We start from the raw sequence: 14,784 nt of genomic DNA, 5'->3' as shown, positions 1-14,784 counted from the left end.
AGAAATGAACAAAATACTTATTATAAATTCCGGTAGTTCCTCCTTAAAATTTCAGCTTATTGCAATGCCTGCTGAAGAAGTACTGGCCTCAGGGCTGGTAGAGAGAATAGGACAGGAAAATTCAATGTTGCATTATAAATCTGGTGATTTTAAGACTTCTGAAGAATTTTCAATCCCCGATCATTCTGTAGCCTTAAAAAAGGTAACAAATTATTTACTGGATCCTGAAAAGGGTGTTATTAAGGATGCTTCAGAAATTCCCGCAATTGGGCACAGAGTGGTTCATGGTGGAGATGCTTTTTCGGAAACCATTGAGATCGATGAGGAGGTGAAATCTGAAATTAAAAAGCTTTTTTCCCTCGCCCCGCTCCATAATCCGCCAAACCTTAAAGGGATCCAGGTCGCTGAGGATATTTTTCCTGAAGCTAAACAGGTAGCTGTTTTTGATACTGCCTTTCACCGCTCCATTCCAGATTGTGCCAATACTTATGCCATTCCCCTGTCCTTTAAACAGGATCATAATATCCAGGTATACGGTTTTCACGGTACCAGTCATAAATATGTGACAGAGCAGGCAATCGAAATGCTGGATAAGAAAAATTCAAAGATCATAAGCGTGCACCTGGGCAATGGCTGTAGTATTACTGCTGTGCAGGACGGCAAAAGCGTAGATCATTCCCTTGGTTTTGGACCGGTGAATGGCCTAATCATGGGTACCCGGAGCGGTGATATTGACCAGTCCATTATTTTTTATATGATTGAAAAACTGGGATATTCAGCTAGAGAGGTAAGCGACTTGCTTCATCACAAAAGTGGGATGTTGGGACTTACCGGCTACAGCGATCTTCGGGACATTGAGGCAGAAGCAGAAAAAGGTAACCGCAAGTGCCAGCTTGCACTGGAGATGAATGCCTACAGGATCAAAAAATATATAGGTGCTTATACTGCCGCTATGAATGGCCTGGATGCGATTGTTTTCACAGCGGGGATTGGTGAGAATAGTGACATACTTCGCTCCCTGGTTTGTAAAGACATGGAGTACCTGGGTATCGAGATCGATCCCGAAAAGAATGTAATTCGATCAAAAGAGAATAGAGCGATCAATCGAGAAAATGCAAGGGTAAAAGTGCTAATTATTCCCACCAATGAAGAACTTGAAATAGCCAAACAAACATATAAACTGGTTTTTTAACACTTAAAAATTCCGAATCGCAGAATCGCTTTGCAACCCGCTCTGTCTCTGGATTCTGCGATTTGGACTTATCATATTACTGAAACTTTTTGTCAACATTTTTTTGTTAGTAAATTTATAATTATTTGATTTACATACATATAGCAACTTTTAGTTGTAAACTTTCTTCTCATTAACACATCTATAACAGTTTATTTTTTTCTACTTTAGTGCTTTCCAATAAAATGATTTAACTAACCTAAATCGTCATTCAAAAATGAAAGTAGAAGCACCAAAAACCCCCACCCAAACCTATTCCCAGGAAGAAGCCTTCCAAAAGTCATTGACCTATTTCAAAGGAGATGAACTTGCAGCCCGAGTATGGATCAACAAATACGCGCTAAAGGATTCAGACGGGAATTTATATGAACTTTCCCCTCAGGATATGCACGTGAGGATCGCTAAAGAAATTGCGCGAATAGAAAGTAAGTATCCAAATCCTATGAGTGAAGAGGAAGTGTTGGGGTTGCTGGAAGACTTCAAATATATCGTACCTCAGGGAAGCCCTATGGCAGGAATTGGGAATAAATATCAAATCGCTTCTTTATCCAATTGCTTTGTAATTGGAAACGGGGGCATGAGCGACTCCTACGGCAGCATCATGAAAGTAGACCAGGAACAGGTACAGCTTATGAAACGTCGCGGTGGAGTTGGTCATGATCTTTCTCATATACGTCCTAAAGGTTCTCCTGTAAAGAACTCTGCTCTTACTTCTACCGGTCTTGTACCTTTTATGGAGCGGTATTCAAATTCAACAAGAGAAGTTGCCCAGGATGGCCGTCGCGGTGCTCTAATGCTTTCAGTTTCAATCAATCACCCCGATGCAGAGGATTTCATCGATGCAAAAATGACCCAGGGTAAGGTGACTGGAGCAAATGTATCTGTACGTATTGATGACGATTTCATGAAGGCGGTTAAGGACAATAAGTCTTACACCCAAAAATTCCCTATCCATAGTGATAATCCTAAATATACTAAAGAGCTTGAAGCTAATAGACTTTGGAACAAAATAGTTCACAACGCATGGAAATCGGCAGAGCCTGGCATTCTTTTCTGGGATACCATCATTAAAGAATCTGTACCAGATTCTTATGCAGATCTTGGATATGAAACCGTTTCTACCAATCCTTGTGGAGAGATCCCGCTTTGTCCATACGATTCCTGTAGATTACTGGCTATAAACCTACTTTCTTATGTAGAGAATCCATTTAAAAAAGAAGCATCTTTCAACTTTGACCTGTTCAAGAAACACGTTGCTGCTGCTCAAAGAATTATGGATGACATCATAGACCTGGAGCTGGAGAAAATTGACGATATCCTTGCCAAAATAGATGCAGATCCTGAAAGTGAAGAGATCAAGGGAGTTGAGAAAAACCTTTGGTTACAAATAAGAAAAAAGGCTTACGAAGGAAGAAGAACCGGAATTGGTATTACTGCAGAGGGTGATATGCTTGCAGCTCTTGGAATTTCGTACGGCAGCAAAGAAGGTATAGACTTTTCAGTAGAAGTTCATAAAACTTTAGCTATTGAAGCCTACAGAGCATCTGTATATGCAGCCAAGGAAAGAGGAGCTTTTAGTGTTTATGATTCTGAAAGAGAAAAAGACAACCCGTTTATCCAGCGTTTAAGGGAAGCCGATGAAAAGCTTTATTTTGAAATGATGGAGTATGGCCGCAGGAATATTGCACTTCTTACCATTGCCCCTACCGGGACAACAAGTTTAATGACTCAAACCACTTCGGGAATAGAGCCTGTTTTCCTTCCTGTATACAAGAGAAGAAGAAAAGTAAATCCAAATGACAAAGAAGCCCGTGTAGATTTTGTAGATGAAACCGGAGATTCCTGGGAAGAATACGTGGTATTCCATCACAGGTTTAAAGAGTGGATGCAAATAAACGGGTATGATACAGATAAAAACTATACTCAAAAGGAACTGGATAAATTAGTTAAGAAGTCACCTTATTACAAAGCTACCTCCAATGATATAGATTGGGTAAGCAAGGTAACCATGCAGGGTGCTGTACAAAAGTGGGTGGATCACTCCATAAGTGTGACAGTAAACCTTCCAAATGATGTGACAGAGGAGCTTGTAGGACAGCTTTACCTAAAAGCCTGGGAAGTTGGTTGTAAAGGGGTAACTGTTTACAGAGACGGTTCAAGAAGTGGAGTATTGATTTCCAACGAAGAGAAAAAAGAAGAAGGATCCACATCTTCAATTTTCCCGACAAAACGTCCCGCCATCCTTGAAGCAGATGTAGTGAGATTCCAGAATAATAAAGAAAAATGGATTGCCTTTATTGGTATCATTGATGGAAAACCATATGAGATCTTTACCGGTCTTGCAGATGATGAGGATGGTATCCTTATCCCAAGATGGGTAAATGAAGGCCTTATTATTAAAAATAAGGATGATGAAGGAAACTCAAGATATGATTTCCAGTATGAGAACCAAAGAGGTTATAAAACAACTATTGAAGGACTCTCTCATAAGTTTGATCCTGAATTCTGGAACTATGCAAAATTGATCTCAAGCACTCTTAGACACGGGATGCCAATTGAAAAAGCCGTAGACTTGATCAACAGTCTGCAATTAGACAATGAATCCATAAACACCTGGAAAAATGGTGTGGCAAGAGCCCTTAAGCGTTATGTTGCAGATGGTACAAAGGCAAAAGGCCAGACCTGTGCAAATTGTGATTCCACCAATCTAATTTATCAGGAAGGATGCCTTACCTGTACAGATTGTGGATCTTCAAAATGTGGATAGATTAGTATTGAGATATTAGAATTGAGTATTGAAATTTAATCTATAAATAAAAAGGGAGCCAGTTTAAAAACTGGTTCCCTTTTTATTTATAGGTATTCTTATTTACTTATTTCAACTCAATATCAGTACACCCCAACTCTCACCTCAATTCTCAATACTCATTACTCACTTCTCATTACTCAACAATATACATCTCGTTACTTGCCTTTATGTAAACCTGTGGATTAAAAGTTGATTCAAAACTGTTTCTTACCATATCCAGTTTAAGGTCAAGCTCGGCAATACGGGTTTTTAAATTCTCATCCCCCTTATATTTATTGATAAGGCTTTTATACTTGTCAAGGTTCTCGAGGATCCTGAAGGTTAGCGTACCAAATCTAATTTTAAGGTTTTGAACAGCCACCATTTGGTTGTAATATTCCTGTTTCCAGTTTTCAGGATTTTTATTCTTTTCCTCAGCGATCTTATTCTCGGCAATTTTGGAAATATTGAGGATATATTCTGTTCGTTTCTTGGCATCGGTCTCATCTGTGAAATTCCTCTTGAAATCTGCACGGTTAATGCCTAAAATTTCCACAATATTCTTTTCCATTGCTTTATCCTGCAATTCCTTAAGTTCATCAAGGCTCTTAGTTATAGCCTTCCATTCTGTTTCAATAAGATCCTTATCATGAGTGAACTGGGAAACAGTAGTGGTAAGCTTAAACATCTTTAAACTCTTCTCGCGTAGCTCACGATCACGACGGCCAAGGGAATTAATGAAACTCCCAATCCCATCAAAAAGACTGCCTGCAAACATTCCTGTAAAAGGTGTACCCTCTGCCAGGTTACCGGTAACATTCAGGATATGGCTTAGTGCATTTAACCTTGCTTCATCCTTTTTGTTATCCTCAATATATTTTTCAAATTCCTTGAACCAGGCCGCATACCCCTCATAGGTCATGGGATTGCTCACCTTATCCAGGGTGGTATAGAATTCCCTGGAACTGTTGAAAAGGTTAAGGGGTTTAATTTCCCTCTCCATAGAAGCGAGGTTGAGGACAGCAGAGCTGTAATTATATTTATATACAGAAACCACATTTTTATCAAGTTCAGATTGTTTTTCCTCCAGGATCTGTACCCGTTGTACCAATTTGTCCACCTTCTCTGTGGCACTACTGGTATTTTTTAGACTTTCATCCAGGGTTGAAAGCTTGCTGTCTATTTGCTTTATTCTAAAATCGAGGTTCTCCCTTTGCAGGGAGCGCTCCCTGTTCAATTCAAGCAGGACAAGGTCTGTCACACTTTTATTATCATTTATTATCCTTGGAATCTCCCCCGGGGTCTGTGAAAAACCGGCAATGGGAAGTAGTAAAACAATTAAAAAAATTCTGGTAAGAGGATTTTTCATCATATAGTTATTAGTCGTTAGTTATTAACGGAATAGGCTTTATCATATTTTATGCCGATTTATTCTGAAAACCTATTCCTACAGCAGAAAAAAGGTTCTGTATGCCGTAATTTTCAATTTCTGCCAACCCTGAGCAGCAACGGAAAAGAAACTTCAGCTTTTTCCCCAAAACTTTCTCGCAAGGGGCCGGCAATCTTCTCTACAGGATCATAATGGTTTGCACGTTGAAAATGGCTTACGGCACTCCATGTTCTTAGATACCCCAAAAGCTGCTCAAGGGTCCAGGCATACCTTATAAAAAATTGCGGAGCATTAATTTCTTCAAAAGGAAAGGGGATTGTCTTATATTCCTGTTCAAGGTATTTTCTTTCTACATCCCAGTATGGGCCTACGGTATTTTTGTAGAAGTCGTCTACAATCTCATTGATTTGGGAATTTGCCCTAATTAAACCGTATCCGGTAATACAAATTACTCCCCCGGGTTTCAGCACCCGTTTTACCTCCCTGTAGAAATCCTGAAACTCAAACCAGTGTACAGCCTGCGCTACTGTTACAAGATTAAAAAATGAACCTGGAAAATTTGTTCTTTCAGCCGGAACAGCAGTATAATTAATATTTTCCTTCTGCTTAGCCTCTGCTATTTGTTGCCTGCTAATATCTGTGGCTTCTACCCTCTCGAAATAAGGTGCCAGTGCGGCTGCGAGTTGTCCATTCCCTGTTCCACAATCCCAAAGCTTCCCCGTGTTATTAACCAGTTGAATCAAATACTCAATTAGTTCTTGAGGATATTTGGGCCTGTATTGGGAATAATCCTTGGGACTATGAGAGAAATTATCTTTCATTATAATTTACCTTCTATGCCATCTACGGGTGAACCACCATACACCCGCCTGCAGGATGCCCGTCAAAGCCGCTGCCCCTGCAAAATTTATTATTGCTGTAAGAACTCCAAAGCTATAGTTATCCCTAAAGGTGGTTGGTAGTTCAAACCGGTTTACAAATTCCTGTAAAAAATATCCATAGATTATATAGGCAACAAAAAGAAAGATATAAGTAAAGTAAAAAAATTGATTGGCTTGTGTAGTCCACTTGTGGAAAATGGCCACGCTTACAAATACAAGCCAGGATAGCCAAATACTTAGGTGGTAGAGCGATATGCTTCGCTCTACCCTACCTGCATCTGTTAATGTCCCCAGAACATCACCGGCCTGAAATGCTGAGATCACAGGATAGAACAGGATCACGATCAATACAATAAGAAGCAGGTGATGTTTTTTCATAGGAATACAATTATTTGTAATTGGAGATAAAAGTATTTTTCAATTTACCCACAGGCCAATCTATAAAAAAAAATTACGTTTCGGCTGTTAACAAATAACTAAAATTCTGTATATTAGGGAATAACAATTATTTTGAAAAAGAAATGAAAACAAAAATTAAAACTCTAATTCACTTACCTTTACTTTGGATGCTTCCCATTGTATTGCTGGTAAGCTACCCTATGGTGCAAGCACAGCAAATACAGGATCAATTCAACGAGTATAAAGGTGAAGTGCGCGACAGCCAAACAGGTGATGCAGTATCCTCTGCCTTCCTGTCCCTGGATGGATCTAACATCTCTACGGTAACCAATACCGAGGGAGAATTTTCCCTGAAAATTCCGGTAAGAATAACAGAGGGTACGGTTACGGTATCCAATCTGGGTTACAAAAGCAAGACCATTTCCCTGGAATATTTTAAAAAGGAAAATACTATCATTGAACTTGATGAAAACTTTGAAGAACTTTCAGAAATAAGTGTCTTTACTGCCAATGACGCCAAACAGCTTGTACAGACAATGCTTTCAAAAACCGGAGATAATTATATAGATGATCCCACCCTGATGACAGCCTTTTATAGAGAAGCTATAAAAACAAGATGGAGAAATGTCTCTCTTGCTGAAGCTGTTGTAAGGATCCATAAAAAACCTTACACCTCTATGGGAAAAGATGATATCTCCCTTGTAAAGGCAAGGAAGAGTGCCGATTATAAAAGGTTGGATACCCTCGCCCTTAAGTTAAGAGGTGGGCCTTTCAATAACCTTTACAGTGATGTAATGAAATATCCAGAATACCTGTTCAGGCCCAATGAACTCAATGATTATACCTTTAGCTTTGATGAACCAACCAGGCTAAATAATCGATATTTATATGTGGTTAATTTTGAGCAAATTAATAAAGAACTGCCATGGTTCTTTGGAAAGCTTTTTATAGATGCACAAACCTCTTCCCTGGTTAAAGCTGTTTATGAACTTAACGTTGATAACAGGAATGTTGCCAGCCAGATGTTCGTAAGGAAAAAACCTTCCGGGGCGCGGGTACATCCTGTAAATGTCCAATATGAAATAGATTATCGCGAGAGTGATGGTAAATGGTATTATGGATACGGTAGTGCACAATTGGAATTTGTTGTGAACTGGAAGCGTAAATTATTCAACACAAAATATACCGTTAACAGTGAAATGGCTGTTACAGACTGGGAAAGACGTCCTGAGGAAAAAGTTAAAAAAGATGACACTTTCCTAAGTCAAAGCGTTGTGATGGCAGATGATGTTTCAGGATTTACAGATGTAAGATTCTGGGGTGAGAATAACATCATTGAGCCCGATAAATCCATACAAAATGCCATTGAAAAGATCCAACGGCAAATTGAGAGAAGTAACTAAAAAAGGTTAAATATCTACAAAATAAAAGGTTTTCCTGAAGAACTTAAGTTCGCTAGGAAAACCTTTTTATTTTTTCCTTCTTTTCTTTTTCGGGATCTCCTTACGACCGTAAAGCTCATTTAGTGCTTTTAGCTTTTTACGTAGAACCGGTTTCAATTTCCCCTCCTCCATTCTCCACGTCCAGTTTCCCTCTGTGCTACCCGGGATATTCATTAAACCTTCACTGCCCAGTCCCAGGATATCCTGCATTGGAATAACAGCGAGTTTAGAAACAGAAGATAGTGCCAGGCGATGAAGAACCTCGTTTACATTCTTTCCGGTAACTTTTGTGCCACTAAACTTTTCAAGGTGCTCCCTGGCCTCTATATCTGCTTCTTTATACCAGCCTTTGCTGGTGTTGTTATCATGCGTGCCGGTGTAAACAATACTATGGGGGCTATGATTAAAAGGCAGGTAAGGATTTTTCTTTTTTTCTTCTCCAAAGGCAAAGTGCAGCACTTTCATACCGGGAAAATTATATTTTTCCAGCAGCCTGTATACCGGCTCATCCAGAGAGCCAAGATCCTCAGCTATCAAGGGCATTTTTGGAAATTCCTCCTTAACGATCTTAAAAAAGTGGGTTCCGGGCGTTTTTGCCCATTTCCCGTTAACTGCTGTTTTTTCACCTGCAGGCACCTCCCAGTAAGCTGCAAAAGCCCTGAAATGATCCAGCCTTACAAGATCAAAAAGCAGTAAGTTTTGTCTTATTCGTTCGATCCACCAGTCATAACCTTTGGTTTTTAGAATCTCCCAGTCATACACAGGGGTACCCCATAATTGCCCTGTTTTGCTGAAATAGTCTGGAGGAACACCTGATAGAAATTTTGGCTCCTTCTCACTGTCCAGTTTAAAATAAGATTGATGAGCCCAAATATCGGCACTGTCATGGGTGACATAGAAAGGAATATCTCCAATAAGTTTTATGCCATTCTTATGAGCATAGGTAATTAATTTTTTCCACTGGCTGAAAAAGATGAATTGAATGAATTTAATCTTTTCTATTTCTTCTTTCAGTTCTTCTTTAGCCTTTTTAATAGCTGCCGGTTTACGGTCCCTTAAACTTACCGGCCAGGTGGACCAGGCACTCGTATGATCTTTTGATATAGCTCTAAACAGCGCATAATCCTCCAGCCAGTAGGAATGGGTCCTGGCAAATGAAGAATACGCTCCAGGTTTTCTTTTAGTTTTAAATGCAGAAAAGGCCGCATCCAAAAGTTCTTCTTTAAACTTCCTGGCCTTTTCAAAGTCTGTTTTTCCCGAAGCCGATAAGCCTGAAGCTGTAAAATCCTTTAAATTTAGATATCCCTCATCCTCCAGATCTTCAGGGCTTATAAGGAGAGGATTCCCCGCAAAGGCAGAATCACTGCTATAAGGCGAATGATTATATTTTTTATAAGTAGGATTTAAAGGCAATAGCTGCCAGTATGTATTACCCGATGCTGCCAGGAAATCAATGAATTTATAGGCCTCAGGTCCCAGGTCGCCAATGCCAAATGCAGAAGGCAGGGAGGTAATATGCAGGAGAATTCCGCTACTTCTTTCTAATTCCATTTATTTGTCTTTCGCACTTTTAAATAATACAACCGGGAATTGCTCCAAATGTGATGTAAGTTCAAGAGATCCTTGATTGTCTGAAAATTCATTTGTAAATATATTTTTCCAGGTACCTGGATACCCTTTGGAAAGAACAACCTTTAAGTCTTTTATTCTTTCAATGTCCACTGCTAAATTGGAAGGGTCAAAAAGTTCATTTACCAGCGCCGGTACAACTACTAAAGAATAATCATTTTTAAACCTCCTGGAGAAAGCGACAAAATTCCCTGAATTCTCTCCCGTTACTTCGAGTGGGATATATTCTCCAAGTGTGAATAGTTCCTCATTTTCCCTGCGATGCTGCAGTGTTTTGAGCATAGTATACATTTTCACCTCTCCGGTTTTAAAATTAGTGGTGAGCTCTTTTAAACTATCCTTACTAACCTGCAAATTTTCAAATTTTACCAGGAACTCCTGCCTTAAGTCATAATCCACAGGCCGCCTGTTATCTGGATCTACAAAGCTTAGGTCCCAAAGTTCTGTCCCCTGGTAGATATCGGGGATGCCCGGGGATGTAATTTTGATCAACAATTGCCCCAGGGATTTTACTGCTCCCAAACCGGCGATTTTTTTCTGAAATGGATCAAAAGACTTTCTAAAGGTATCATTATGAAGGACCTCCTCAATAAATTTAAAAACATCATTCTCATAATCTTCATTAGGTTCGGCCCAATTGGAGTGAACCTTTGCCTCTCTTAAAACTTTTTGCAGGTATTCACAGGTGCGGGTGAGAAAATCATCTTCCTGCCTGTAAGGCAAACCTGCAAGTAAAGTTTGATATATAAAGTATTCCTCGTTCGCCCCGGGACCTTTTTTATTTTTCCTGATCCCGGCATTGAGTTCTTTCCATTCATTTACTTTTTCAAACCATTCCCGCGGTATCTCACTTATAACATTCAACCTCATCCTGGTATCTTCTCCCCTTTTGGTATCGTGAGTGGCAGTAGCATTTATAGTATAGGGAAATTGTGATCTACGGGCTATCATAGCCTGGTGGAATTGATCTATTGTTATACCAAAGTTCTCTGGAGAATCTCCAACTTCATTGTGGGAGACAAGCCTGTTATAAATATAGAAGGAAGTATCCTCCACCCCTTTTGCAGCCAATGGACCGGTAAATTGCTGGCATCTTTGCAGGAAATAAAGCATACTCTCCTTATTTCTATTAACCTTACCAAGAAATAGATCTCTTATATAATCAAGTCCCTCTTTATGCTGCGGCGAATGCTCTACGGCATTACCGTAAGCTGTTTGAATGATCTCTGCCTCAGGCTTTGTTAAAGGATATTTTCCAGGGTAGATCCTGTAAACCGGAAATCCTGCAAGAAAAATACTCAGAATCTCCTTCCACTCCTGTTTGTTATACGAGTTATTGGAAGGAAGAAGTTCCTTATATTCCAGTAAATCCCAAAGATTATTAAGTTCACCTCCCATTCGCTCCTTAAGAATGAATAATTTCTTTTCGTAAACCAGCGCCTCATAATCGGCAAACTTTGGCGAGATCTCCTCATAGGCTTTGGAAAAGAACCTGTCATTCCTGGTGTTGGTAAACAAATGATTGACAGTGGCAAGAAAATCGTATCCACTGGTGCCTTCAACAGGCCAATCCCGTGGCAGTTCTTCTCCCGCTTCAAGAATTTTTTCCACGATAAGGTAAAAGTCTTTCCCCACCAGGTTTCTTAGTGCCTGCAAATATTGCCTTGGATCGTACAGCCCGTCTACATGATCAATTCTTAACCCTTGTATAAGGCCTGCATCGCACAATTCTTTAATATAAAGATGATATGCATTGAATACCTCCTCTTTTTCCATGCTAAGACAAATTAGGTCATTGATGGTAAAGAACCTGCGGTAATTTATCTCCTTCTCTGTTTCCTTCCAGTGGGCGGGCAGGTAATATTGCAGGTTTACGAGCTGCTCCATTTTCTGCTTTGAGGAATTTATTTTTTTCACTCCTGCTTCAGCATCTTCCTTAAGTTTAGGGTTACGTTCCAGTTCTCTATACAGAGCGATCTTTATATCCTCCCAATCCTTGTGCTCTTTAAAGACCTTATCAAAATTTTGGGAGCTTTCAGGATTGGCTTCAGCTAACATGAAACTATAAGACCTTTTGCTTATAGGATAGACATTATCATAATAAGCCAGGGAAAATCCTTCAGCATCAAACTGAAGCTTAAGTTCCCCTGCTTCCAGGACCTCCTGCAGTGATTTTCCAAGGAAAGGTGCCATGACCTTATCCTTGCCCTGGTAATCCCAGTTGATATCGAAAAAATTATAATATTTAGACTCCGGGCCTAGTTCAAAAATATCTTTTAACCAAACATTTCCCCCATCATAAGCCATATGATTTGGAACTATATCCTGCAGCCACGTCATATTTCTCTTCTGCAGTGTTTGTCCTATTTCCCTAAACTGCTCCAGTGTCCCGATTTCCAGGTTAATAGTAAAGGGATCTATTACGTCATAGCCATGAGTACTTCCTTCCCTGGCCTGGAAAAATGGAGCTGAATAAATGGTTGAAATTCCCAGTTTATGAAGGTACTCCAAACGCGGTTTAAGGTCTTCAATGGTAAAACCGGGAGAGAGTTGAAGCCTGTAAGTAGTATCTGGCTTTTTCATTATGGTACGAGGTTTAATTTCTTTTCCAGCTCAATGAATGCCTGTATCCACTCCCCTGCTTTTTCATTCCCGGCCTTCTCCTCGTTTGAATAATGATCAAACTGCTCATCCTTTATCTCAAATGCAATGTTTTGTGCCTCCCATTCGTTAGGTTCAAGAGGACTTTCCTTAATAAGTTGTAAGAAATCATTAATGAGCTTAAGCAATTCAATATTATCTGGGTCTTCCCTTAGTTGCTTCATTAAGGAATTAAGCTTATTATCTGTAAGATAACCCAGGGTAACATCATCCAAAGTCACATTGATATGTGAAGCAGATTCCAGCAAATGCTTTAAGCGATGAAGTTTAAAATGTTCATTCTCCAGTTCATGAATGATCTTGTTGTTCACAGCCATATCTACAGGCATTTTTAACCTGTTGGGAACTGCCATGTTGATCTCCTTAAAAGTTTGAAGTAAGGGATAGGAGTTATCATAAATTTGCTGCATACTGGTCTCAACACTCTTGAGGGTATTTTCCATGATAAGCTTCATAATACTTCGCTGCTCATCCCTGAATAAATGCCAGAAGGAATAATTATGGTTACCAAAGTACTGGTCCATCATATTAAAGATCTCATATACATTCCCTTTATGAAAGAAACTGGCAACACTGGAATGCATTTCTTCCAAAGCTTCTGCTCCAAGATATTTTCGCACTCCTCCAAATAAGTGGTGATCCCCCATATGCAATACGGCATATGAGATATCTACCGTTTCCCAGGTGATATCTGAACGAAATTCTGTACGCCCTATCACCAGCTTTTGTTTCCCTGCTTCATAATAATGTCTTGTTTTGACACTCGCGCTAAAGTTATAAAGGCTCACCTCTTCAGGGAATTCCTCAAAGAGGGATGAGACCGCGTAGTGAGCTCCAATTCGAATCATATCCAGGGCCATGGGTTCAACGAACTTTCTGTACGCCGTAAGTGCAGTTCCATATTCGGGAATGTTACTCGGGATCTCCTCAAGTAGTCTCACAAAATCCTCCTCGTAGCTCTTACCGCTAATTTCCTCAGCAAGCTGGATAGCCCGTTTAGCATAAAAAATATCCTGCATGGACTCAATCCCGGTGACCTCATCAAAGAACCAACCACAACTGGTATACATAAGCATACTATGATATTGCATCTCCAGGAGCTTCAACAGCTTTACCCTTTCTTCCTCATCCAGTTCCTTTTTGAAATTTGCTTCCAGAAACTCTTCTACGTTGTGCCGGTCCCGGTCAAGGATCACTTTAATATAATTATTCCTTACTTCCCAGGGGCTGGAAGTGTAGGCTGCCATCTCTTTCTCATAAAGGCCAATGAGATGGTCCCGTACCCAGTCAAAGGTCTTTCGAAGTGGTTCCCGCCATTGCTGGTCCCATCCTTCATTCCCCCCGGTGTTGCACCCGCAGTCTGACCGCCATCTCTCTACACCATGGTAGCAGCTCCATGAAGTGTTTTCCACGATCTGGGCTTCATATTCCGGGGGAAATTTCTCCAGGAATTCCCCATAAATGGTCAATGTGGAATCCTCCTGTTCCTCAAGGTGATGTAGACAATAAGATAAAGCCATTTCTCCCAGGTGATGGTGATGGCCATAGCTTTCCCCATCTGTTGCAATATGCACTAACTGCACTTTTTCCTCATCTGTAAATTGTCCCTGTAGTCTTGAGGCAAAGCGTTCCCCGTCATTAAGAAGTCCTTCAAATGCAACTCCTTGCGAAGCCGGGCCATCATAAAAGAAGAGACTTATGCTTTTTCCTGAAGGAAGTTTGTAGATATAGGCTTTTTTGGTGTCTACTTTAGCATTGGTAGCATCATGCCATTCCTTTTCTCCCAGTTTCCTCACCTGCTTTGCCTGATAAGGTGACAGGATAGTGAATTTGATCCCATGCTTTGCCATCAATTCCAGGGTGCTGGTGTTTACTGCTGTTTCTCCCAGCCACATGCCTTCGGGATCCCGATTAAAACGAGACTTAAAATCTTCTATTCCCCAAATGATTTGGGTTTCCTGGTCCCTTTCGTTTGCAAGCGGCATGATCAAATGATTAAATGCCTGTGCAATTGCAGACCCGTGGCCTGAAAATCTTTCCTGGCTCTCCTTGTCGGCCTCCAAAATGGCATTATAGGTTCCCGGGGCCTCATTTTCCATCCAGGCCAAAAGCGTGGGACCTATATTAAAGCTCATCCAGCCATAATTATTCATTATGGCTTTGATCTTTCCCTCATCATCCCAAATCCTGGAGGAGGTATTCCTTACATAGCACTCTGCATTGATCCTATGGTTCCAGTCATGATATGGGTAGGCCGAATCCTGGATCTCTACCTTGTTTAACCAGGGGTTTTCACGTGGTGGCTGGTAAAAATGGCCATGGATGCAAACATATTTCTCTTTCATATTTTCATTCTTTATAAG

9 protein-coding genes are annotated in these 14,784 nt (G+C 40.3%); 3 read left to right on the top strand and 6 right to left on the bottom strand.

Annotation, left to right across the window (positions count from 1 at the left end; genetic code table 11):
- Window positions 1-4: 4 nt before the first annotated feature.
- A complete protein-coding gene (locus tag FHG64_RS18985) occupies window positions 5-1,192 on the top strand; it encodes an acetate/propionate family kinase (RefSeq protein WP_139064533.1) in 1,188 nt (395 codons plus the stop codon).
- Between the two features lie 256 nt (window positions 1,193-1,448).
- Window positions 1,449-3,998 (top strand): adenosylcobalamin-dependent ribonucleoside-diphosphate reductase, encoded by a 2,550-nt coding sequence (locus FHG64_RS18980; protein WP_139064532.1) that lies wholly within the window; start codon window positions 1,449-1,451, stop codon window positions 3,996-3,998.
- 175 nt (window positions 3,999-4,173) lie between these two features.
- On the opposite strand, the gene FHG64_RS18975 is transcribed toward FHG64_RS18980, so the two are convergent.
- From FHG64_RS18975 to FHG64_RS18965, 3 genes are all read right to left on the bottom strand, one after another.
- Window positions 4,174-5,391: a hypothetical protein gene (locus FHG64_RS18975; RefSeq protein WP_246054201.1), complete on the bottom strand. Its 1,218-nt coding sequence runs from the start codon at window positions 5,389-5,391 to the stop codon at window positions 4,174-4,176.
- Window positions 5,392-5,501: 110 nt separating this feature from the next.
- Window positions 5,502-6,230: a class I SAM-dependent methyltransferase gene (locus tag FHG64_RS18970; protein WP_139067848.1), complete on the bottom strand. Its 729-nt coding sequence runs from the start codon at window positions 6,228-6,230 to the stop codon at window positions 5,502-5,504.
- Window positions 6,231-6,236: 6 nt separating this feature from the next.
- Window positions 6,237-6,668 carry a hypothetical protein gene (locus tag FHG64_RS18965; protein ID WP_139064531.1) on the bottom strand — a complete coding sequence of 144 codons (432 nt, stop codon included), beginning with the start codon at window positions 6,666-6,668 and terminating at the stop codon, window positions 6,237-6,239.
- Window positions 6,669-6,811: 143 nt separating this feature from the next.
- Between FHG64_RS18965 and FHG64_RS18960 the strand changes: the two genes are divergently transcribed.
- The gene (locus FHG64_RS18960; protein WP_139064530.1) at window positions 6,812-8,092 is read left to right on the top strand and encodes a carboxypeptidase-like regulatory domain-containing protein; all 1,281 of its coding nucleotides are present in this window, start codon (window positions 6,812-6,814) and stop codon (window positions 8,090-8,092) included.
- 66 nt (window positions 8,093-8,158) lie between these two features.
- Here FHG64_RS18960 and malQ read toward each other — a convergent pair whose 3' ends face one another.
- Genes malQ through FHG64_RS18945 form a run of 3 tightly spaced genes read right to left on the bottom strand, consistent with a single transcriptional unit; the run spans window position 8,159 to window position 14,766 of the window.
- The gene (gene malQ / locus FHG64_RS18955) at window positions 8,159-9,682 is read right to left on the bottom strand and encodes a 4-alpha-glucanotransferase (protein WP_139064529.1); all 1,524 of its coding nucleotides are present in this window, start codon (window positions 9,680-9,682) and stop codon (window positions 8,159-8,161) included.
- Window positions 9,683-12,343 carry a malto-oligosyltrehalose synthase gene (treY, locus tag FHG64_RS18950; RefSeq protein ID WP_139064528.1) on the bottom strand — a complete coding sequence of 887 codons (2,661 nt, stop codon included), beginning with the start codon at window positions 12,341-12,343 and terminating at the stop codon, window positions 9,683-9,685. It abuts the gene before it with no gap.
- The gene (locus tag FHG64_RS18945; RefSeq protein ID WP_139067847.1) at window positions 12,343-14,766 is read right to left on the bottom strand and encodes a DUF3536 domain-containing protein; all 2,424 of its coding nucleotides are present in this window, start codon (window positions 14,764-14,766) and stop codon (window positions 12,343-12,345) included. The genes treY and FHG64_RS18945 overlap by 1 nt, the downstream gene beginning before the upstream one ends.
- Window positions 14,767-14,784 lie beyond the last annotated feature (18 nt).

The sequence above is a fragment of the Antarcticibacterium flavum genome (genome assembly GCF_006159205.1).
Classification (GTDB): Bacteria; Bacteroidota; Bacteroidia; order Flavobacteriales; family Flavobacteriaceae; genus Gillisia; species Gillisia flava.
Note: the sequence above shows the minus strand (reverse complement) of the source record. Positions and strands in the feature narration are given on the sequence as shown.